Raw genomic sequence first — 19,845 nt, 5'->3', positions numbered from 1 at the left:
ATGCGAGACTTTTCCCAAGACCACGACTGGCTGTCGATCAACACGGCGACGATCCGCAAGCAGCGCGGCGCCGAGGTGCCGCTGGACCGCATCATCGACCAATGTGCCGCGCGCGGCATCCGCGCCATCAGTCCCTGGCGCGACCAGGTGGCGGGCGTCGGCCTCGACAAGATCGCGAAGCAGCTGAAGGCCCACGGCATCGCCCTCTCGGGCTATTGCCGCGGCGGCTTCTTCCCGGCGCCCGACGCCGCCGGCCTCAAGGCCGCGCTCGACGACAACCGCCGCGCCATCGACGAGGCGAAGACACTCGGCGCGCCCTGCCTGGTGCTGGTGGTCGGCGCCCTGCCCGGCGCGCTCGACGGCAAGGCCGCCTACAAGGACATCGGCCGGGCGCGCGCCGAAGTGCGCGACGGCATCGCCGCCTCGCTGGCCTACGCGCGCCAGGTCGGCATGCCGCTGGCCATCGAGCCCCTGCATCCGATGCAGGCCGCCGACCGCGCCTGCATCAACACGCTGGAGCACGCCCTCGATCTCTGCGACGAGCTCGACGCGCAGCGCTCGGGCATGCTGGGTGTCGCGCTCGACGTCTATCACGTCTGGTGGGACCCGAAGCTCGAGCAGCAGATCGCGCGCGCCGGCAAGGAGCGCCTGCTGGCCTACCACGTCTGCGACTGGCTGACGCCGACACGCGACCTGCTGTCCGACCGCGGAATGATGGGCGACGGCGTCGTCGAGCTCAAGAAGATCCGCGGCTGGGTCGAGGCGGCGGGCTTCGCTGGCTACAGCGAGGTCGAGATCTTCTCGGCGCTGGACTGGTGGCAGCGCCCGGGCGAGGAGACGCTGCAGACCTGCATCGAACGGCACCGCAGCGCGGTCTGATCGCAGGTCCGGAGGATCGGCATGCCGGGTGTCGAGCAACTCCGCTCTGGCGTGGGCGCCGGCGCTGCTGACGCCCGGCAGCTCCAGGGACTCACCAGAAGCGCCAGAACGGACGGCGGCGCGGCGGCGCCGGCTCCAGGGGAGCGCTCAAGGTTGTGGCCACTCCGAAACGACGCCGTACCTCGACTTCGTGAGCGCGGGCAGAGCCCCGCGCCTCGGAGTGGCCGCGCAGTGCCAGCAAGCGCAGCTGATGGGCTCGGTTGAGCAGTTCCTCATCCTCGAGGTTTCCTGGTTCCGTCATGCTTCATCGTGTCGTGGGTTGAAGGGAGCGAAGCTTGAATGGCCTCAATGCACTCTCCATGTAGGAAATCGCCGCGTGCACCTGCACTCAATCCCGCATCGCCAGCGGATTCGGCGACGGCTCGCCGACCTTGGTGAGCGTGTTGCGGTCGGTGTGGTGGAAGGGTTCGGCCAGCCCCTGGATCTGCATCACGGTGTCCTGGTCGTAGGACCAGGTTCCGTCGGCATTGAAGGCGACCTCGATGCGCCACTCCAGCGTGGTGAAGGCATGCTCGATGAAGGGGTTGGACACGATGCCGTTCACCAGACTTGCGCGCGTGGCCGTGAGTTCGAAGCGGTCCGCGTCTGCGCTCGCCTTGCCGCTCGCCATCGCCACCTGGCCTCGGGGAATTGCAAGTGTGTGCATGACGGTAAGGGTGGCAGGCTCCCACAACCAGTAGCCGACCTGGTCGTGGTACATCTTGGTCTGGCCGGGCTTGTGGATGTAGGTGTGATAGCGAAGGCCATAGAGCACTTGCGGGCCGTTGGTCTGCGGATCGATCGGCTGCAGCTCATAGTGCTCCACGTAGACCTGCGTCTTCGGGCCTTGCGCCTTGGGTTTGACATCCACGCCTTTCTCACCGCGCCACAGGCCGGCCATTCTGCGCAACGGTCCGAGGTTGGCGAGCGTTGCGCCATCCAGGTTGGAAGGCTCGGTGTAGATGTCGTCGGGGAAGTTGGGCATGGGGGAGTCCGGAAGAGCGATGTCGAGTGGAGGTAGCCGGTCGATTGGCCGGTCCTGGGCCGACGCCGGCCGGTCGTCGAGCCCAAGTCTACGTCCCGCCCCCACCCGGCGCGCGGGGCACAGGCCATCCCGGGGAGCGGCCGATGTAAAATGCTCGGTTTTCCCAGTATGGTGCAAGTGTCACGGCGCACAGGTCTCACCGGCTCGGCGCTCATTCGCTTGCTCGCGCGACTGGCCGACACCGACGTTCCCGAATCCAAACAGGCTTTCGCGGATCGATTGAGTCATTGGCTCAGTTGGACCGACGCCATCTCGCTGTCCGCGGCGCTGGACGGCAGTCCGGCAACTCCGACACCCGGCGCACGGGCTTTCGGAAGCGCCGACGAAGCCGAATGCACGCGCGTGCGAACCGCGTTGGTGAAGGCCATTGCCACCCCCATGGACACGTCCACCGACTTCCCGCAATACCGTCGGCGCTATGTCGCCAGGCAACAGGCGATGGAAGCGGGCATCGGCCCCTTGCGCGGTCGACTGCGTTCGAGGCTGGCGGCCGGATCGCCTGCCATGGCCCGACTTGCGGCCGTCGATGCGGTCATGGAGCAGGTGCTGGGTGCGCACGAGCAGCGCCTGCTGTCGACCGTGCCCGCGCTGCTCGAAAAGCACTTCGCGCGTCTGCGCCGGGCCGATCAGGCGACGTCCCCGGACGAGCCCGAGGGTGAGGTCCAGCCCGGCAAGTGGCTGGACGTCTTCGCCAAGGACATGCAAGGCGTGCTGCTCGCCGAACTGGATATTCGATTTCAACCGGTCGAAGGGCTGCTCGAAGCCCTTCGAACGAGCCAACCAAAGTCCCCATGACCAGATTTCTTCATCACGCCGCATTCTTCGTGGGCCTGGCCGCCGTGTGCTGGGTCGGCGTCGGGTACATCGGCACGAACCCGCTGGCACTGGCGATCACGGTGCTGATCGGCGCCTTCTACCTGATGGGTGCGCTGGAGCTGCACCGATTCCACCAGGCCACCTCCACCTTGGCACGCGCCGTGGCGGACATGCCGAATCCTCCCCCGAGCCTGGGCCACTGGCTCGATCAACTGCACCCTTCCCTGCAGAACGCGGTGCGCCTGCGCATCGAGGGTGAGCGCGTCGGCTTGCCCGGCCCGGCCCTGACGCCGTACCTGACAGGGCTGCTGGTGCTGCTGGGGATGCTGGGCACCTTCCTCGGCATGGTGGTGACCCTGAACGGCACCGGCACTGCGCTGGACAGTGCGTCGGACCTGCAGGCCATCCGCTCCTCCCTGGCCGCCCCGGTCAAGGGACTGGGGCTGGCGTTCGGCACCTCGCTCGCGGGCGTGGCCGCATCCGCCATGCTCGGCCTCGTCTCCGCCTTGTGCCGGCGCGACAGACTGCAGACGGCGCAACTGCTCGACACGCGGATCGCGACCACCCTGCGTGTCTTCTCGCTGGCCCATCAGCGCGAGGAGTCCTTCAAGCTGCTGCAGCGGCAGGGCCAGGCGTTGCCCGAACTGGTCGATCGGCTGCAGGCCATGATGGCGACGATGGAACGGCAGGGCCAGGCGTTGAACGAGCGCCTGATCTCCGGCCAGGACAGCTTCCACAGCAAGGCCGAGGCCGTGTATGCAGGCCTGGCCTCCTCCGTCGGCCGATCCCTGCAGGACAGCCTGACCGAGAGTGCCCGCACTGCCGGCGCGACGATCCAACCGGTCGTCGAAGCCACGATGGCCGGGATCGCGCGCGAGGCGGCCTCGCTGCACGACACCGTCGAGCACAGCGTGCAGCGGCAGCTGGACGGGCTCTCGACCCGCTTCGAAGCGACCACGACCACCGTGGCGGACCTCTGGAAGACCGCGCTCGCCGGGCACCAGCGCGCGAGCGAGGCGCAGTCCCAGGACTTGCGCACCTCGCTCGACCACTTCGCCGAGACCTTCGAGCAACGCTCGGCATCGCTGATCGGGGACGTCTCCGCCCGGCTGGAAGCCACGGTCGGCAACGTGTCGGACACCTGGCGCAGCGCCCTGGCGCAGCAGGAGCGCGTCAGCGAAAACCTGTCGCGGGACACGCAGGGCGCGCTGGCGGCGGCGGCGGCGACCTTCGAGCAGCACTCGGCTTCGCTGCTGCGCACGGTGGACCTGGCGCATGCGGACCTGCAGACCGAGATGGCATCGCGAGACCAGCAGCGGCTGGCAGCCTGGACCCAGGCGCTCGAGACGATGGCCGTGTCGCTCCAGCAGGAATGGCAGCAGGCGGGCGCGCGCACCGAGAGCCAGCAGCAGCAGATCTGCCACACGCTGGCGGAGACCGCCACCGGCATTTCCGCCCAGGCGGCAGCGCACGCCAAGAATACGATCGCCGAGATCGCCCAGCTCATGCAAACCGCCTCGGAAGCCCCCCGCGCCGCGGCCGAAGTGATCGCCGAACTGCGCCAGAAACTATCCGACAGCATGGCCCGCGACAACGCGATGCTGGAGGAACGCAGCCGCATCCTGGAAACCCTCGAAACCCTGCTCGGCGCCGTGAACCATGCCTCCACCGAGCAGCGCGCCGCGATCGACGCGCTGGTCGCTGCGTCGGCGGATCTGCTGGACCGTGTCGGCACGCGGTTCACGCAGAAGGTCGACGCGGAATCCGGGAAGATGGCCGAGGTCGCCGCACAGATCACCGGCAGCGCCGTCGAAGTGGCGAGCCTGGGCGAAGCGTTCGGCTTCGGCGTGCAGCTGTTCAGTCAATCGAACGACAAGCTGGTGACCCATCTGCAGCGCATCGAGGGCGCGCTCAGCAAGTCCATCGCACGCAGCGACGAGCAACTGGACTACTACGTGACGCAGGCGAGAGAAGTCATCGACCTGAGCATCATGTCGCAAAAGCAGATCGTCGAGGATCTGCAGCAGCTCGCCAGCAGCCGGGCAGCCGTGGGCAGCGAAGCGTGATGACCGAGGACATGGACGCCGGCCTGGAGCCGACAGTGCCGGTCTGGGCCGTCTTCGGCGACCTGATGTCGGGGCTGCTGGGGGCCTTCGTGCTGATCCTGGTGTGCGTGCTCGGCATGCAACTGGAACTCGCGACCCGGCTGGAAGCCGAAGTCAAGCAGCGGCAGGTGGAGGCGCAACGGCTGCAGGCGCTCGAGCAAGCCCTGGCCGGACCTCTGGCGGCGGGCCGGGTGACGCTGAACAACGGGCGCATCGGCATCAGCGGCAGCGTGCTTTTTTCCGTCAACTCCGCCGAATTGCAGCCCGATGGCCGGCAACTGCTGAAGAGCCTGACCGCACCGCTGGCTGCCTACCTCCAGGCCCGCAACGAGATCCTGATGGTGAGCGGCTTCACCGATGATCGGCAGGTGCGGGACGGCAACCGTCGGTTCGCCGACAACTGGGAGCTGTCGGCCCAGCGGGCCTTGACGGTGACCCGGACGTTGATCGAGGAAGGCATCCCATCGGCCTCGGTCTTTGCCGCAGCCTTCGGGTCCGAGCAGGCGGTGGCGTCGAATGCCGATGCCGACGGACGTTCGAAGAACCGGCGCGTGGAAATGGCGCCGACGCCGCGACCGTCGAACAAACTTGTCGCCCCGTGAGCAGCGACGAGGCAGGTGAAAGCGGCGCGGCGCCGACGGTCCTGAACATGGACCCGGGCGCGATGATCGACGCCTGGCGCCAGCGCGGCGATCATCGTTTCGATCCCGTGCGCCTTCGCTTCATCGAAGCACTGGCCAAGCGGGCAGCCACCCACCATGGCGACGCACGACGCATCCTGGACGACAGGCTGGCCACGCTGCTTGCGGCGTATGGCGAGGATCTCGAAAGGGCGAGGTGCACGGAAGACGAGACCACCACGGTGCAAGGCCCGTCGCGCCGCGGGCCGCTCGCGGAGCTCGTCGACCACGTCGGCCGGCATCCGTCGTCCCACGGGGACGGCGCGGCGGCACGCGACGCTGCGCCCGGTCTCTCCTCCCCTGCCGAGCTGAAGACGCTCAGGTACTTCAGAAGCACCTGGTCGAAGCTCAGCGCCGATCGACGGCTGACGCAGTCACTCGCGAAGATGCCGCAGAATGCCGGGCCTCTCAACTCGCACCACCTCGTGCACCGCTCGCTCACGTTGATGCGCGACCTGTCGCCGGAGTACCTCAACCGGTTCATGTCCTATGTCGACGCCTTGTTGTGGCTCGAGCAGGTGAATGGCGCCAGTGCCTTGGCGGGAACGGACACGCCGCGCGCCGAGAGCCACAGGAAGAGCGCGCGCAGCAGATCCGGCTGATGCCGCAGGCGCTACTCGACGAACAGCAGCGCAGGGTCTTCGATCATCGAGCGCATCGCCTGCACGAACCGAGCGGCGTCCATGCCGTCGACCACCCGGTGGTCGAACGATGACGACAGGTTCATCATCCGCCGCGACACGACGGCACCGCCGCGCCACACCGGGCGTTCGACGATCCGGTTGACGGCGACGATGGCGACCTCGGGACGGTTGATCACAGGCGTCGACACGATGCCGCCGAGCGCGCCGAGGCTGCTGAGGGTGATCGTCGAGCCGCTCAGTTCCGCGCGCGTCGCGCGGCCCGCCCGCGCGGCTTCGGCCAGGCGCCCCATTTCGGCGGCCATGGCCCACAGGTCGCGCGCCTCGGCGTGCCGCACGACCGGCACGACCAGGCCGTGCCGGGTCTGCGTGGCGATGCCGATGTGGACCGCGCCGTGGCGCATGACGACGCCCGCCTCATCGTCGAAGAGGGCGTTGACCTGCGGGAACTCGCGCACCGCCAGCACCGTCGCGCGCATGAGCAGGGGCAGCAAGGTCAGGTGCCCCCGCTCGGCGCTCCATTTCGTGTTGAGCGCTGCGCGCAGGGTCTCGATCTCGGTGACGTCGATCTCCTCGACGTAGCTGAAATGCGGAATGCGACGTTTCGATTCCTGCATCTGCAATGCGATGCGGCGGCGCAGGCCGATGACGGGCACCGCCTGCTGGTCATTGCGTTCGGCGTTGCCCGTGGCGGGCGCACGGTCCGGCGGCCGCGCGCCATGTGCGGCGACGTGCGCGTCGAGGTCGGCGTGCACGATGCGGCCGGCGGTGCCGCTGGCCGCGACGTCCTTCAGGTCGACGCCGAGTTCCCAGGCGCGCCTGCGCACCGCCGGCGAGGCGATCGGACGGTCCGCCGCGGCTGCCGCGGACGGCGACGCCGGCTGTGGCTGCGCCGTCGCTGGCGCCGGCGGCATTGCTGCGGGCTTCGCTGCGGGCGAAGGTGGCGGGGCGGCTCGCGCAGGCGCAGCCACGGGCGCCCCGGCGTCGCCGGCCCGTTCGATGCGAATCAGCTCGGCGCCGACCGCCAGTGTCTGTCCGACCTCTCCGCCCAGCGCAAGCACGCGGCCCGCGACCGGCGACGGAATCTCGACGATGGCCTTGTCGGTCATCACGTCGGCCAGCCCCTGGTCTTCGACCACCGCGTCACCAGGCTGCACGTGCCAGGCCACGAGTTCGACCTCTGCGGTGCCCTCGCCCACGTCGGGCACCTTGATCACATGGATGCTGCCGGACACGTCATGCCTCCATCGCGCGCCTGAACGCCGCAGCCACCCGCGCCGGGCCGGGGAAATAGGCCCATTCCAGCGCATGCGGATACGGCGTATCCCAGCCGGTCACGCGTTCGACGGGCGCCTCCAGGTGATAGAAGCAATGCTCTTGCACCAGCGCCACGAGTTCCGCGCCGAAGCCGCTGGTGCGCGTCGCTTCATGGGCAACGACACAACGGCCAGTCTTCCTGACCGAGGCGACGATCGCGGCCAGGTCCAGTGGCCAGAGGCTGCGCAGATCGATGATCTCGGCATCGACGCCGCTTTCGGCCGCCGCCGCTTCCGACACGAACACCATCGTGCCGTAGGTCAGCACCGTCAGATCGGCGCCGCCGCGGAACACCGCGGCCGTGTCCAGAGGCACCGTGTAGTGCCCTTCGGGCACCTCGCCCAAGGCGTGCTGCGACCAGGGCACCACCGGTCGGTCGTGGTGGCCGTCGAACGGGCCGTTGTACAGCCGCTTGGGCTCGAGAAAGATCACCGGGTCGTCGTTCTCGATCGACGCGATCAGCAGGCCCTTGGCATCGTAGGGATTGCTGGGCATCACGGTACGCAGGCCGCAGACATGCGTGAACAGCGCCTCCGGGCTCTGGCTGTGCGTCTGCCCGCCGTAGATGCCGCCGCCGCAGGGCATGCGGATCGTGATCGGTGCGTTGAAGTCGCCGGCCGAGCGATAGCGAAGCCGCGCCGCCTCCGAGACGATCTGGTCCGAGGCCGGGTAGAAGTAGTCGGCGAACTGCACCTCGACCACCGGACGCAGTCCGTAGGCCGCCATGCCGATCGCCGAGCCGACGATGCCACCTTCGGAGATCGGGGCATCGAAGACGCGCGAGCGGCCGTATTTCACCTGCAGCCCCTCGGTGCATCGGAACACGCCGCCGAAGTAGCCGACATCCTGGCCGTAGATCACGACGTTCGGGTCGCGCTCGAGCATCACGTCCATCGCCGAGCGCAGGGCCTGGACCATCGTCATGCGGGCCATGGTCAGCCGCGCGCCTGCCGCAACTGCTCCCGCAGGTGCGCCGGCATGTCCTTGTAGACGTCCTCGAACATCGACTCGAGCGGCGGGACATGGCCGTCGATCAGCGTACCGCCATGGCGCTCGGCCTCCTTCAGTGCAGCGGCCACCTCGGCCTCGAGTTGCTCTTGCGCGCGCTCATGCGCTTCGTCGGACCAGGCGCCCAGGCCCACCAGATGCTGCTTCAGCCGGGCGATCGGGTCGCCGAGCGGGAAATGCTGCCAGTCGTCGGCAGGCCGATAGCGCGAGGGGTCGTCCGACGTCGAGTGCGCGCCGGCGCGGTAGGTGACCCATTCGATCAGCGTGGGCCCGAGATTGCCGCGCGCCCGCTCGGCCGCCCAGCGCGACGCGGCGAGCACCGCAAGGAAGTCATTGCCATCGACGCGCAACGATGCGATGCCGCAGCCGACGCCGCGCGCGGCGAAAGTCGTCGCCTCGCCACCGGCGATGGCCTGGAAGGTCGAGATCGCCCACTGGTTGTTGACGACGTTGAGGATCACGGGCGCGCGATAGACATGTGCGAAGGTCAGCGCGGTGTGGAAGTCGGATTCGGCGGTGGCCCCGTCGCCGATCCACGCCGACGCGATCTTCGTGTCGCCCTTGATCGCCGAAGCCATGCCCCATCCGACCGCCTGGATGAACTGCGTGGCCAGGTTGCCGCTGATCGAGAAGAAGCCGGCGCGCCGGTACGAATACATCACCGGCAGCTGGCGCCCTTTCATCGGATCGCGCTCGTTGCTCATCAACTGGCAGATCAGCTCCGCCAATGGAATGTCGTCGCGCGCCAGCAGCAGGCCCTGCTGTCGGTAGGTCGGAAAACACATGTCGCCCGGCTGGATGGCGAACGCATGGGCGGTCGCAATGGCCTCCTCGCCCAGGCATTGGATGTAGAACGAGATCTTCTTCTGCCGCTGCGCAATCAGCATCTTCGCGTCGAAGGCTCGGGTCTTCATCATCGCGCGCAGGCCGCGCTGGAACAGCGGCACGTCGGGCTCCGGCGCCCACGGGCCGACAGCGCGGCCGTCCTCGTCGAGCACGCGCACCAGCGTGAAAGCCAGGTCGGCCGTGTCGACAGGCGAAGCGTCGAGGGCCGGCTTGCGCACGGCGCCGGCAGGCGACAGGTGCAGGTAGGAGAAGTCGGTCTCGTGACCCGGTCGCCCGGTCGGCTCGGGCACGTACAAGCGCAGAGGTTGCGGCGAGTTCATCCTCGTTCTCTCGACGCGAGCATGTCGCGCCACCGGCACAGTATGCGCCGCAAAGCTCAGCGAAGGAATACGCTTCGCTGCGCACCTGTGCGGGGACGGCCTGCGGACAGCCCCCTCAGAGGCGGCGTGCCTGCACCGGCTGGCGCGACCAGTAGACCCCGTCGAGGCGATCGAGCCGCACCTCGCCGCCGGTCGACGGCGCATGCACGAATCGCCCCTCTCCGACGTAGATGCCCGCGTGCGAAGGCGTGGAAGCGCCGAAGAGCACCAGGTCGCCGGAGCGGATCTCGGACACGGCCACCGGGCGGCCGAAGGCGCCCATTCGCGCCACCGTGCGCGGTGTCGCCTGACCCGCGCTCTTTCGATACACGTAGCCGATGAGCCCGCTGCAATCGAAGCCGCCCTCCGGCGTATTGCCGCCATAGCGGTAGGGCGTGCCGACCAGGCCCAGCGCATGGATCGCGGCGTCGTTCGATTGCTCGGCCGTCAGCGACGCGGCACCGATGGCGGGCCCCGGCGCCGGCGGGCTCGCGCAGCCCAGCGCCAGGAGACAGGCCGCGATCGGAAGCAGGCGCAGCAGCGGGGCGTTGCGGGCACGAGTTGTTGAAACGGGTGCGTCGGGCATCATGAATCGGTCGTTCGGAATGGCGGGTCGAGGTGTGGGGCGTACTGTATTCAAGATCGCCTCCGGGTCCAATGCCCAGCTCACCGCGGCGCGCGCCTGGCCGCCAAGCGGGTGTAGAGTAGAACGAGCTCGAAAGGTGATCGTGAAGACCTTGTTTCTGGTGCGGCATGCCAAATCGAGCCGCGACGATCCGTCCTTGCCCGACCGGGAGCGACCGTTGGACGATCGCGGCCGCCAGGACGCGCCCATGATGGGCAAGCGTCTCGGCAAGCGCGGGGTGAAGCCCGACCTGCTCGTGTCGAGTCCGGCACTGCGCGCGCTGACGACGGCACAGCTCATCGCCGCCGAGATCGGCTACCCCCGCAAGGACATCGTCGTCGATGAACGGATGTACGCCAGCAGCCCGGACGACTTGCTCGCCGTCATCGGCGCAATCGACGACAAGCTGGGCCGCGTGATGCTCTTCGGCCACAACCCCGAGTTCACCGAGCTCGCGCACCGGCTGTCGAGCGAGATCATCGACATGCCCACGTGCGCGGTCGCCGAGTTCCACTTCGAGACGAAGACATGGGCGGATGTCAGGCAGACCGCCCCGGCGAAGGTGAAGCTGGACGCGCCGAAACGGTAGCCGAGCGGTGTCCGGCGGACCCACATGCGCGCGTCAGCCGTGTTGCAATCCGATCCATGCCTGAACCGACCCTCGACGCCTTGCGCCGCTACGCGGTGGCGCGGACCCTCTTCACGCCCACGACGCTGCCGCGCGCGATCCAGCGCCTGGGCTTCGTGCAGGCCGATCCGATCCGCGCGCCGGCGCGCGCGCAGGACCTCACGCTGCGCCATCGCGTCAAGGACTACCGTGCCGGCGATCTGGAGAGTCGCTACACGCGGCTCGCGGTCGAGGAAGACTGCCTCGTCAACTACGGCTTCCTGCCGCGCGAGTACCTGGCGCTGATGCACCCGCGCGAGGCCAGCCGCGCCTGGGATGCCGAGACCCGGCGCAAGGCGGCCGAGGTGCTGGCTTTCGTGCGCGAGCGCGGACCGGTGCATCCGCGCGAGGTCGAGCAGCATTTCGCGCACGGCCGCATGAAGAACTACTGGGGCGGTTCGAGCAACGCCAGCACGCACCTGCTCGACGACATGCATTACCGCGGCATGCTGCGCGTGAAGCGGCGCGACAGCGGCACGCGCGTCTACGAGGCGGTGACGCATCCGCCGGCCGACGACAGCCCCGCCGGCCGCGCGCAACGCGCCGCCGCGCTGGTCGATCTGGTGGTGCGCAAGTACGCGCCCCTGCCGGCTGCGAGCCTGACCTATCTCGTGCGCCTGCTCGGCTACGGCGCCCCGCATCTCTCGGTGCAGACGCAGGCGGCGCTGCGCCTGGCGCGCGATGCGCTCGCCTGCTGCCGCATCGATGGCACGACCTGGTACTGGCCGGCGGACGACAACCCGGCCTCGCGACGCCACGCGCCCGACGAGCAGCTTCGCCTGCTCGCGCCGTTCGACCCGGTGGTGTGGGACCGCCGCCGGTTCGAGCTGCTATGGGGCTGGACGTACAAGTTCGAGGCCTACACGCCGGCGCCCAAGCGGAAGTTCGGCTACTACGCCCTGCCCATGCTGTGGCACGAGCGCGTGATCGGATGGGCCAACGTCTCGGCGCGCGACGGCCGGCTGCAGCCCGCTTTCGGCTATGCCGGCACTCCGCCGAAGGGCGCCGCGTTTCGCGCCGCGCTCGACGATGAGATGCAGCGCATGGCGCAATTCCTGTCCGGCCGCTGAGACCCCGACGCGCCAGCCCCGGCCGATCCGGGGTCTTGGCCCCTGGGCGACAGCGCGGCCGGCCGGACTTGCCTAGAATCCGTCCTTGCTTCGGCGCGAGCCGGAGCAGCGTTCTCAGGGCGGGGTGAGATTCCCCACCGGCGGTGATGGCGGCGCAAGCCGCACGAGCCCGCGAGCGCCCGAGGCTCTGCATGAGTCTCGGGGTCAGCAGACCTGGTGAGATCCCGGGGCCGACGGTCACAGTCCGGATGAAAGAGAGCGCGATCCCGTGGTCGGGCAGGCACGTTCTCGTGCCGGCCGGGCGTCGGGTTCGTGCGCCCTGATTCAGGAAATCCTTGCAAAGGCAAACCATGAGTCAGATCAACGACCTTCCCCTCTCCGCCATCACTGCCTCGGACGCCCCGCGCGGCCAGCGCATCGCCTTCGTGCAGGCGCAGTGGCACTCGGACATCGTCCACCAGGCACGCGACGCCTTCCTGGCCGAAATGAAGCGCCAGGGCGTGCCGCTCGACACCATCGACCTGTTCGACGTGCCGGGCGCCTTCGAGATCCCGCTGCACGCCAAGCGGCTCGCCACCTCGGGCCGCTACGCCGCCATCGTCGGCTGCGCGCTGGTGGTCGACGGCGGCATCTACCGCCACGACTTCGTCGCCACCACGGTGGTCAATTCGCTGATGACGGTGCAGCTGGAGACCAACGTGCCGGTGCTGTCGGCGGTGCTCACGCCGCATCACTTCCACGAGCACGTGGAACACCGCAAGTACTTCCACCAGCACTTCGCGGTGAAGGGCACCGAGGTGGCCGAGGCCTGCGTCCAGACCATCGAAGGCTTGCGCCGCGTCGATGCGCTGATCGCGGCCTGATCGCAGTCCTCGCGGACCTCGCAGGCGCTGGAAGATGCGGCGCCTGCGGTGTACGCTTTCGGCGATGAGCACCGCTGCCCGCCCCTACACCCTCCACGGTGCGCCCGGCTCGGGCGCCACGCCTGTTCAGGCCGCGCTCATGCTGATCGGCGCGCCGGTCGACATCGTCGACGTGGCGCCCTGGGAAGGCGAATCCGAGCGCCAAAAGCTGGCGCCGCTCAACCCGCTGCGGCAGGTCCCGATCCTCGTGCTGCCCTCGGGCGAGGTCATGACCGAGAGCGCCGCGATCCTGCTCTGGCTCGGCGACCGCCACCCCGAAGCCGGCCTTGCGCCCGCCGCCGACCATCCGCTGCGCGCGCAGTACCTGCGCTGGATGGTCTACGTCCCGGCCGCGATCTATTCGATGTTCTGGGTCCGCGACATGCCATCGCGCCTGGCCGCGGACGTGGCGGCCGAGGCGGTGGTGCTCGAACGCAGTGCCGAGCGCATCGCCGAATGCTGGCGCCTGATGGACGCGCAGCTGCCGCGCGGCACCCCCTACCTGCTGGGCGACAGCCTCGGCCTGCTCGACCTCTATGTGACCGTGCTCTCGCGCTGGACCCCGGGCCGCCTGCGCTTCTACCGCGAAGCCCCGCGCATGGCCGAGGTGGTGCGGCGCGTCGATGCCGATCCGCGGCTGCAGGCTTTCTGGGCCGCGCGCTTTCCCTTCACCCCGGGATGGGAAGACGCCGAGGCGTGAGAATACGGCGGATGCAAACCAGCCAAGTCACCCTCTTCCACAACCCGGGCTGCGGCACCTCGCGCAACACGCTGGCGCTGATCCGCGAACACGGTCTCGAGCCCGAGGTGATCGAATACCTGAAAACGCCGCCCACCCGCGAGCGGCTGCGCGCGCTGGCCGCCGCGATGGGGGTCCCGGTGCGCGATCTGCTGCGCCAGCGCGGCACGCCCTACGACGAGCTCGGACTCGGCGACACGAAGTGGACCGACGACCAGCTGCTCGACTTCATCGTCGCGCATCCGATCCTCTTGAACCGCCCGATCGTGGTCACGCCGCTGGGCACGCGCCTTTGCCGGCCGGCGGAGCAGGTGCTCGAAATCCTTCCGAAGGGCTGAGCGCGAGGCAGGCAAGAAGCCTCAGGCCGAAGCGGGCACCAGTGCTTCGCGGCGGACGCGCCGGACGTTGAAGGCGCTGGCGATCAGCACGCCCTGCACCACCGCCAGGCCCACGATCACGCTGGTGTACTGGCCGTGGTCCATCAGCCGGCCGAAGATCAGCGGCGCCACCGCCTGCCCGATGTCCAGCCCGGCATACACGACGCCGTAGACACGGCCGGTGGCATTGGCGGGTGTCGAGCGCTTGACCAGCAGGTCGCGCGACGGCCCGGCGATGCCCGAGGCGAAGCCCATCGCCCCGAACATCACCGGCACCAGCGCCGGCGCCAGGTCGGCGAACGCCAGCACCAGCGCCAGCACCGCCGCCACGCCGAAGCTGGCGCCGACGATGCGCTCGCAGCGCGACGGATCGGAGGCCAGGAAGCCGCCCACCACCATGCCGGCCGCGCTGGCGACCATGTAGACCGTCAGGCAGATCGCGATCAGTGCCACCGGCACCTCGTGCAGGCGCCCGGCCGCGGACGGCGCGAAGGTCTGCACCACGCTCAGCGCCATCGCATAGAAAAAGAAGAAGCCGAAGCACATCCAGACGGCCGGAATGCGCAGGAAGGCCAACTCGCCGCCGGCCACGGCGTCCGCGCCGACGGCCTTCTGCACCGCCTTCACGTCGAGCGACAGCACGCTGCGGTTGAGCCACAGGACCCCCAGCACGACCACCGCCACGGCGCCGCCCGAGGCCAGCGCCACGCGCCAGCCGAAGGCCATCGCCAGCGGCACCACGAAAGCCGGCGCCAGCGCCCATCCGAGGCTGCCGGTGATGCCGTGCACGCTGTAGGCATGGCCCAGGCGCGTCGGCGCCACCTTGCGATTGAACAGCGTGTAGTCGACCGGATGGAACACCCCGTTGCCGATGCCCGCAACGACCGCCGAGCCGAGCAGCATCCAGTAGTTCTGCGCCAGCGCATAGCCGAAGGCCGCGAGGCCCAGCATGCCCAGCCCGACGAACAGCACGGGCCGCGGCCCGAGCTTGTCGACGATGAAACCCGAGGCCGCCTGCACCATGCAGGAGACGACGAAGAACACGGTCAGCACGGCGCCGAGCTCGGTGTAGCTGACGTGGAACGCGTCCTTCAGCCATGGGAACAGCGGCGCCAGCAACAGCTGGCTGAAATGGCTGACGGCATGCGCCAGGCCGACGAGGCCGATCAGCTTGACGTCGGAGCGCACGGTGGGCGCGGAACTGGCGGGAGAAGCGGAAGACATGGATTGCAACAACAAACTGGCGTGGAGGTCGATCCTAAGCCGGCCCGGCACGGCAGAATGGCGATACAGAGACAACATTTGTCGAATTCATGCCGCCTACCGCCGCCCCATTCGCGCCCGGTCCCGCCCCCGCCAACAGCGTCGGCCCGCTCACGCCACACCTCTACGCGCCCGACGCCCTGCGGCCGCTGCGGGCCAAGGAGCACTTCCTCAACGCCGACACACTGGTCGAGCTGCACCGCCATCCCTGGCCGCAGCTGACCTTCTCGACCCGCGGCGTGATCCGCCTGAGCACCGAGGACGGCAGCTACATCGTGCCGCCCTCGCGCGCGCTCTGGGTCCCGGCCGACATGCCGCACAGCATCTCCCTGATCGAGGATGCCGAACTGCGCACCGTGTACCTGCACAGCTGGCTGGGCCCGGTCTGGGAGCGCTGCGAGGTGCTCGAGATCAGCCCGCTGCTGCGCGCGCTGATGCTGGCGCTGGACACCACGCCCGACGGCCTGCCGCCGGCCGATCCGCACGCGGCGCAGCGCGAGCGCTGGATCGCGCCGCTGCTGGTCGACGAACTCGAGCGCGCCACCCAGATCCGCATCGACGTGCCGCTGCCGGCCGACAAGCGCCTGCGCCAGTTGTGCGAGGCGCTGCTGCGCAATCCGGCCAACCGCGCCACGCTGGCCGAGCGCGCCCAGCAGATCGGCGCCAGCGAACGCACGGTGGCCCGCCTGTTTCGCGACCAGCTCGGCATGAGCTGGCAGCAGTGGCGCCAGCAGGCGGTGCTGGCGCATGCGCTGCCGTTGCTCGCACGCGGCATGGCGGTGAGCCTCGTGGCCTCGGCGAGCGGCTACGCGACCGACAGCGCCTTCTGCGCGATGTTCAAGGCCGCGACCGGGCAGTCGCCGACCGCCTTCCAGCACAAGAAGCGCAACTGAGGAAACCGGCTCAACCGAGCCAGCGCAGCAGTTTCATCATCCGGCGGAATCGCTCGCCGTAGGGCGGGTAGATCAGCGCCCCGGCCGACCAGCGCGACTGCACCAGCACCGCCTTTTGCTGCGTGAAGCGCAGGAAGCCCGCCTCCCCGTGGTAGGAGCCCCAGCCGCTTTCGCCGACGCCGCCGAAGGGCAGGTGGTCGTGCGCGATGTGCATCAGCGTGTCGTTGACGGTGACGCCGCCGCTCAGCGTGCGGGCCAGCACCCGGTCGCGTGCCGCGGTGTCGGTGCCGAACCAGTAGAGCGCGAGCGGCCGCGGGCGGCCGTTGATGTAGCGGATCGCTTCCTCGCTGTCGTCGCAGGGCAGCACCGGGAGGATCGGGCCGAAGATCTCTTCCTGCAGCAGGCGCAGGCCCGGGTCCGGGCCGATCACGAGGGCTGGTGCCAGTTGGCGAGCCGCCGGATCGGCGGGGCCGATGGCCTGCACGATGCGCGCACCGCTGTCCTTCGCCTCTTGCAGCAGCGCGCGCAGCCGCTCCAGGTGCCCTTGCCCCAGGATCGCCGCATAGTCGGGGTTGCCTTCGATGCGCGGAAACAGGCGCGCCACCGCACGCTGCCAGGCCGCCGCGAAGGCATCCTCGCGCCCGCGGGGCAGCAGCACGTAGTCCGGCGCGATGCAGGTCTGGCCCGCGTTCAGCAGCTTGCCGTGCGCGATGCGCAGCGCCGCCTCGTCGAGGTCGGCCGAGGCGTCGACGATGCAGGGCGACTTGCCGCCGAGTTCGAGCGTGGTCGGCGTCAGGTTGGCCGCTGCGGCCTGCGCCACCTTGCGGCCGACCGCGGTCGAGCCGGTGAAGAACAGATGGTCGAAAGGCAAGGCGGCGAACTTCGTCGCGACGCCGGCGTCGCCCTGGACCACCGCGAACTCCTCCGGGGCGAAGGCCTCGGCGACCCGCTCGGCGAGCAGCGCCGAAGTGCGCGGCGTCAGCTCGCTGGGCTTGAGCATCACGCGGTTGCCCGCGGCCAGCGCCGTGGCCGCAGGCCCGAGCGAGAGCTGCAGCGGGTAGTTCCAGGGCGAGATGACACCCACCACGCCGAGGGGCTGGCGCTGGATCCAGGCCCGCGCGGGCTTCAGCTGCATCGGCGTGTGCACGCGCACCGGCCGGCTCCAGGCCTCGAGGCGACGCAGGAGCTGGCCCAGCAGGTTGCGCAGCACCAGCAGGTCGGCCACCTCGGTGAGCGCGGCGGAGCGGACGCCGAAGTCGGCCTCGACCGCCGCCGCGATCGCTGCGCCATGCGCATCGAGCAGCCGCTGAATCCGCTGCACCCGATCCCGCCGCTCGGCGACGGGCACCTCGGGCGCATCGCGGCTGGCCCGGTGCTGGGCATCGAAGAGGGATCGCAGGTCGGTCATGAGGCGAATCTACCCCGGCCCTTCCGTATCATCGGCGGGTGCATTCCCCAACCTCCCGCGGCGCGCGCCCATGGCCCTGACCCGCGCCCAGCTCACGCGCTGGCTTCCCTTCCTCGCCTGGCCGCGCCCCGACCGGGCCCTGCTCGTCAACGAGGCCGCGGCCGGCGTCACCGTCGCGCTGATGGTCATCCCCCAGGGCGTGGCCTATGCGGCGCTGGCGGGCATGCCGCTGGTGACCGGCGTCTACGCCGCGCTGCTGCCGGCGTTGATCGCGCTGCTCTTCAGTTCCTCCGCCCGGCTCTCGGTCGGCCCCACGGCCCTCACCAGCCTGCTGGTCGGCGCCTCGCTGGCGCCACTGGCGATTCCCGGCAGCCGCGAATGGGTGGCCTACGCGGTCTGGCTCACGCTGCTGTCGGGCCTGATGCAGGTGACGCTGGGCGCGGTCCGCTTCGGTTGGCTGCTGCGGATGGTCAATTCACCGGTGCTGATGGGCTTCACGCAAGGCGCTGCCGTGCTGATCACGCTCTCGCAGTTGCCGGCCCTGCTGGGCTACACCGGCCGCTCGGTGACGCAGCTGATGCAGGGCCCGCTGCCCGACCTCGTCGCGATCGCCTTCGGCCTCGGAGGCATGGGGATGCTGTGGCTGGGCAAGCGGCTGGCGCCGCGCTTCCCGACCACCATGGCGCTGGTCGCGGCCGCCGCGGCGATCAGCGCCGTGGTCGGCTATGCGCTGCACGGCGGCGCGGTGATCGGCACGCTGCCTTCGGGCCTGCCGGACTTCTACTGGCCCGGCGGCCTCTCGATCAATGACCTGGGCAACCTGCTGCTGCCGGCCTTCCTGATCACGCTGGTGAGCTTTCTGGAGACCGCGTCGAGCGCCAAGGTGGACAACGCGCGCGCCGGCAAGCTCTGGAACGAGAACCAGGACCTGATCGGCCAGGGACTGGGCAAGATCGCCTCGGGCCTGACCGGCTCCTTCCCGACCAGCTCCTCCTTCTCGCGCTCGGCCATCACGCTGTACGCCGGCGCGAAGACACAATGGGCGACGCTGTTCAGCGTCGCCGTGGTCGCCGCCGCGCTGCTGTGGGCCATGCCGCTGCTCTACCACGTGCCGCAGGCGGTGCTGGCCGCCATCGTCGCGACCGCCACCATCGGGCTGCTGCGGCCCTCGGCCTTCGTCGCGCTGTGGCGCATCTCCCGCATCGAGGCGTCGATCGCGCTCGGCACCTTCGTGCTCACGATCGCGACCGCGCCATCGATCTACTGGGGTGTGCTGGGCGGCCTGCTGGCCGCGCTGGCGCACTACATGTACCGCCACCTGCATCCACGCATCATCGAGGTCGGCCTGCACCCGGACGGCAGCCTGCGCGACCGCCACCTGTGGCATCTGCCGCCGCTGGCGCCCGACCTCTACGCGCTGCGCATGGACGCCGAACTGGACTTCGCATCGGCCAGCACGCTGGAACGCGCCATCACGGTGGCGCTGGCCGAGCGGCCCGGGCTGACCGACGTCTGCCTCTTCGCCTACCCGATCAACCGCATCGACATCACGGGCGCCGAAGTGTTCGGCAGCATCCGCCGCCTGCTCGAGTCGCAGGGCGTGCGGCTGCACATCTCGGGCCTGAAACTGCCGGCGCAGCAGGTGCTCGAGCGCGCCGGGCTGCTGGCGCCGGGGCCGATGCTGTTCGGCTACCGGACCGACAGCGAGGCGCTGGCCGCTCTCGCGCGGCCACCGGCGGTGGCCGAAGCGCTCAGTCCTTCACCCGTCCGCGCAGGCTCTTGATCTCCGCGCGCTGGCTCTTGCCTTCGAGCCGGCGCTGCCTGGAGCCATAAGTCGGCTTGGTGGCGCGGCGGGCGCGCGGCGGCGTGGCGACGCCGTCGACCAGCTCCTGCAGGCGCGCCAGCGCATCGACGCGGTTCATCTCCTGGCTGCGGTGCCGCTGCGCCTTCAGCACCAGCACGCCCTCCTGGGTGATCCGGCTGTCGCGCAAGGCGAGCAGCCGCGCCTTGACGTCGTCGGGCAGCGAACTCGCGGGGATGTCGTAGCGCAGGTGCACCGCGCTGGACACCTTGTTGACGTTCTGGCCGCCCGCACCCTGGGCCCGGATGGCGCTGAATTCGACTTCCAGGGGATCGATGAGAACGGGCGGACGCGGCGTGGACATC

At 69.6% G+C, this 19,845-nt stretch carries 20 protein-coding genes and 1 riboswitch; of the genes, 12 read left to right on the top strand and 8 right to left on the bottom strand.

The window, feature by feature from the left end:
* Nucleotides 1-879, top strand: a complete 879-nt coding sequence (locus AC1DYK_RS20140; protein ID WP_478167909.1) for a sugar phosphate isomerase/epimerase family protein — start codon at nt 1-3, stop codon at nt 877-879.
* A gap of 388 nt (nt 880-1,267) precedes the next feature.
* Here AC1DYK_RS20140 and AC1DYK_RS20135 read toward each other — a convergent pair whose 3' ends face one another.
* Nucleotides 1,268-1,903: an FABP family protein gene (locus AC1DYK_RS20135; protein WP_478167908.1), complete on the bottom strand. Its 636-nt coding sequence runs from the start codon at nt 1,901-1,903 to the stop codon at nt 1,268-1,270.
* A gap of 168 nt (nt 1,904-2,071) precedes the next feature.
* Between AC1DYK_RS20135 and AC1DYK_RS20130 the strand changes: the two genes are divergently transcribed.
* The 4 genes from AC1DYK_RS20130 to AC1DYK_RS20115 all read left to right on the top strand — a co-directional run bounded on the left by AC1DYK_RS20130 (nt 2,072) and on the right by AC1DYK_RS20115 (nt 6,166).
* Nucleotides 2,072-2,758, top strand: coding sequence for a DUF3348 domain-containing protein (locus tag AC1DYK_RS20130; RefSeq protein WP_478167951.1), 687 nt, complete (start codon nt 2,072-2,074; stop codon nt 2,756-2,758).
* On the top strand, nt 2,755-4,845 hold the full coding sequence (locus AC1DYK_RS20125; protein ID WP_478167907.1) for a DUF802 domain-containing protein: 2,091 nt from the start codon (nt 2,755-2,757) through the stop codon (nt 4,843-4,845). Before AC1DYK_RS20130 ends, AC1DYK_RS20125 begins: the two co-directional genes overlap by 4 nt.
* Entirely contained in the window at nt 4,845-5,486 is a 642-nt protein-coding gene (locus AC1DYK_RS20120; RefSeq protein ID WP_478167906.1) for an OmpA family protein, read from the top strand. Before AC1DYK_RS20125 ends, AC1DYK_RS20120 begins: the two co-directional genes overlap by 1 nt.
* 62 nt (nt 5,487-5,548) lie before the next feature.
* Nucleotides 5,549-6,166, top strand: a complete 618-nt coding sequence (locus tag AC1DYK_RS20115) for a DUF2894 domain-containing protein (RefSeq protein WP_478167905.1) — start codon at nt 5,549-5,551, stop codon at nt 6,164-6,166.
* A gap of 11 nt (nt 6,167-6,177) precedes the next feature.
* Here the strand turns inward: AC1DYK_RS20115 and AC1DYK_RS20110 are convergent, their stop codons facing one another.
* From AC1DYK_RS20110 to AC1DYK_RS20095, 4 genes are all read right to left on the bottom strand, one after another.
* Nucleotides 6,178-7,440: a dihydrolipoamide acetyltransferase family protein gene (locus AC1DYK_RS20110; RefSeq protein WP_478167904.1), complete on the bottom strand. Its 1,263-nt coding sequence runs from the start codon at nt 7,438-7,440 to the stop codon at nt 6,178-6,180.
* A 1-nt stretch (nt 7,441) separates the two neighbouring features.
* Nucleotides 7,442-8,455: an alpha-ketoacid dehydrogenase subunit beta gene (locus tag AC1DYK_RS20105; protein ID WP_478167903.1), complete on the bottom strand. Its 1,014-nt coding sequence runs from the start codon at nt 8,453-8,455 to the stop codon at nt 7,442-7,444.
* 2 nt (nt 8,456-8,457) lie between these two features.
* Nucleotides 8,458-9,696 (bottom strand): thiamine pyrophosphate-dependent enzyme, encoded by a 1,239-nt coding sequence (locus tag AC1DYK_RS20100; protein WP_478167902.1) that lies wholly within the window; start codon nt 9,694-9,696, stop codon nt 8,458-8,460.
* Nucleotides 9,697-9,811: 115 nt separating this feature from the next.
* Nucleotides 9,812-10,321 (bottom strand): C40 family peptidase, encoded by a 510-nt coding sequence (locus tag AC1DYK_RS20095; protein WP_478167901.1) that lies wholly within the window; start codon nt 10,319-10,321, stop codon nt 9,812-9,814.
* Between the two features lie 136 nt (nt 10,322-10,457).
* Between AC1DYK_RS20095 and AC1DYK_RS20090 the strand changes: the two genes are divergently transcribed.
* The 5 genes from AC1DYK_RS20090 to arsC all read left to right on the top strand — a co-directional run bounded on the left by AC1DYK_RS20090 (nt 10,458) and on the right by arsC (nt 14,076).
* Entirely contained in the window at nt 10,458-10,949 is a 492-nt protein-coding gene (locus tag AC1DYK_RS20090; protein ID WP_478167900.1) for a SixA phosphatase family protein, read from the top strand.
* A 56-nt stretch (nt 10,950-11,005) separates the two neighbouring features.
* Nucleotides 11,006-12,097: a DNA glycosylase AlkZ-like family protein gene (locus AC1DYK_RS20085; protein WP_478167899.1), complete on the top strand. Its 1,092-nt coding sequence runs from the start codon at nt 11,006-11,008 to the stop codon at nt 12,095-12,097.
* A 106-nt stretch (nt 12,098-12,203) separates the two neighbouring features.
* A riboswitch (FMN riboswitch) is annotated at nt 12,204-12,361 on the top strand.
* A gap of 86 nt (nt 12,362-12,447) precedes the next feature.
* Nucleotides 12,448-12,960, top strand: a complete 513-nt coding sequence (locus AC1DYK_RS20080; RefSeq protein ID WP_478167898.1) for a 6,7-dimethyl-8-ribityllumazine synthase — start codon at nt 12,448-12,450, stop codon at nt 12,958-12,960.
* A 64-nt stretch (nt 12,961-13,024) separates the two neighbouring features.
* Complete coding sequence (locus tag AC1DYK_RS20075; protein WP_478167897.1) at nt 13,025-13,699, top strand: glutathione S-transferase; 675 nt, start codon at nt 13,025-13,027, stop codon at nt 13,697-13,699.
* An 11-nt stretch (nt 13,700-13,710) separates the two neighbouring features.
* A complete protein-coding gene (gene arsC / locus AC1DYK_RS20070) occupies nt 13,711-14,076 on the top strand; it encodes an arsenate reductase (glutaredoxin) (RefSeq protein WP_478167896.1) in 366 nt (121 codons plus the stop codon).
* Between the two features lie 21 nt (nt 14,077-14,097).
* Here the strand turns inward: arsC and AC1DYK_RS20065 are convergent, their stop codons facing one another.
* Nucleotides 14,098-15,339 (bottom strand): MFS transporter, encoded by a 1,242-nt coding sequence (locus tag AC1DYK_RS20065; RefSeq protein ID WP_478167895.1) that lies wholly within the window; start codon nt 15,337-15,339, stop codon nt 14,098-14,100.
* Nucleotides 15,340-15,428: 89 nt separating this feature from the next.
* Between AC1DYK_RS20065 and AC1DYK_RS20060 the strand changes: the two genes are divergently transcribed.
* The gene (locus AC1DYK_RS20060) at nt 15,429-16,271 is read left to right on the top strand and encodes an AraC family transcriptional regulator (protein ID WP_478167894.1); all 843 of its coding nucleotides are present in this window, start codon (nt 15,429-15,431) and stop codon (nt 16,269-16,271) included.
* A 10-nt stretch (nt 16,272-16,281) separates the two neighbouring features.
* Here AC1DYK_RS20060 and AC1DYK_RS20055 read toward each other — a convergent pair whose 3' ends face one another.
* Entirely contained in the window at nt 16,282-17,679 is a 1,398-nt protein-coding gene (locus tag AC1DYK_RS20055) for a coniferyl aldehyde dehydrogenase (protein ID WP_478167893.1), read from the bottom strand.
* A 70-nt stretch (nt 17,680-17,749) separates the two neighbouring features.
* Between AC1DYK_RS20055 and AC1DYK_RS20050 the strand changes: the two genes are divergently transcribed.
* The gene (locus tag AC1DYK_RS20050) at nt 17,750-19,462 is read left to right on the top strand and encodes a SulP family inorganic anion transporter (RefSeq protein WP_478167892.1); all 1,713 of its coding nucleotides are present in this window, start codon (nt 17,750-17,752) and stop codon (nt 19,460-19,462) included.
* Here the strand turns inward: AC1DYK_RS20050 and arfB are convergent.
* Nucleotides 19,431-19,844, bottom strand: a complete 414-nt coding sequence (gene arfB, locus AC1DYK_RS20045) for an alternative ribosome rescue aminoacyl-tRNA hydrolase ArfB (RefSeq protein ID WP_478167891.1) — start codon at nt 19,842-19,844, stop codon at nt 19,431-19,433. The two genes, AC1DYK_RS20050 and arfB, sit on opposite strands and share 32 nt — an antisense overlap.
* Nucleotide 19,845 lies beyond the last annotated feature (1 nt).

This window comes from Variovorax sp. P2_H12 (assembly GCF_056403395.1).
This window is presented reverse-complemented; position numbering and strand designations above follow the sequence as displayed.

Excerpts from the sequence above, each read along its gene's own strand:
- AC1DYK_RS20140 (WP_478167909.1), top strand. The coding sequence starts at position 1 with ATGCGAGACTTTTCCCAAGACCACGACTGGCTGTCGATCAACACGGCG.
- AC1DYK_RS20135 (WP_478167908.1), bottom strand. The coding sequence starts at position 1,903 with ATGCCCAACTTCCCCGACGACATCTACACCGAGCCTTCCAACCTGGAT.
- AC1DYK_RS20130 (WP_478167951.1), top strand. The coding sequence starts at position 2,072 with ATGGTGCAAGTGTCACGGCGCACAGGTCTCACCGGCTCGGCGCTCATT.
- AC1DYK_RS20125 (WP_478167907.1), top strand. The coding sequence starts at position 2,755 with ATGACCAGATTTCTTCATCACGCCGCATTCTTCGTGGGCCTGGCCGCC.
- AC1DYK_RS20120 (WP_478167906.1), top strand. The coding sequence starts at position 4,845 with ATGACCGAGGACATGGACGCCGGCCTGGAGCCGACAGTGCCGGTCTGG.
- AC1DYK_RS20115 (WP_478167905.1), top strand. The coding sequence starts at position 5,549 with ATGATCGACGCCTGGCGCCAGCGCGGCGATCATCGTTTCGATCCCGTG.
- AC1DYK_RS20105 (WP_478167903.1), bottom strand. The coding sequence starts at position 8,455 with ATGGCCCGCATGACGATGGTCCAGGCCCTGCGCTCGGCGATGGACGTG.
- AC1DYK_RS20100 (WP_478167902.1), bottom strand. The coding sequence starts at position 9,696 with ATGAACTCGCCGCAACCTCTGCGCTTGTACGTGCCCGAGCCGACCGGG.
- AC1DYK_RS20095 (WP_478167901.1), bottom strand. The coding sequence starts at position 10,321 with ATGCCCGACGCACCCGTTTCAACAACTCGTGCCCGCAACGCCCCGCTG.
- AC1DYK_RS20085 (WP_478167899.1), top strand. The coding sequence starts at position 11,006 with ATGCCTGAACCGACCCTCGACGCCTTGCGCCGCTACGCGGTGGCGCGG.
- AC1DYK_RS20080 (WP_478167898.1), top strand. The coding sequence starts at position 12,448 with ATGAGTCAGATCAACGACCTTCCCCTCTCCGCCATCACTGCCTCGGAC.
- AC1DYK_RS20075 (WP_478167897.1), top strand. The coding sequence starts at position 13,025 with ATGAGCACCGCTGCCCGCCCCTACACCCTCCACGGTGCGCCCGGCTCG.
- arsC (WP_478167896.1), top strand. The coding sequence starts at position 13,711 with ATGCAAACCAGCCAAGTCACCCTCTTCCACAACCCGGGCTGCGGCACC.
- AC1DYK_RS20065 (WP_478167895.1), bottom strand. The coding sequence starts at position 15,339 with ATGTCTTCCGCTTCTCCCGCCAGTTCCGCGCCCACCGTGCGCTCCGAC.
- AC1DYK_RS20060 (WP_478167894.1), top strand. The coding sequence starts at position 15,429 with ATGCCGCCTACCGCCGCCCCATTCGCGCCCGGTCCCGCCCCCGCCAAC.
- AC1DYK_RS20055 (WP_478167893.1), bottom strand. The coding sequence starts at position 17,679 with ATGACCGACCTGCGATCCCTCTTCGATGCCCAGCACCGGGCCAGCCGC.
- AC1DYK_RS20050 (WP_478167892.1), top strand. The coding sequence starts at position 17,750 with ATGGCCCTGACCCGCGCCCAGCTCACGCGCTGGCTTCCCTTCCTCGCC.
- arfB (WP_478167891.1), bottom strand. The coding sequence starts at position 19,844 with ATGTCCACGCCGCGTCCGCCCGTTCTCATCGATCCCCTGGAAGTCGAA.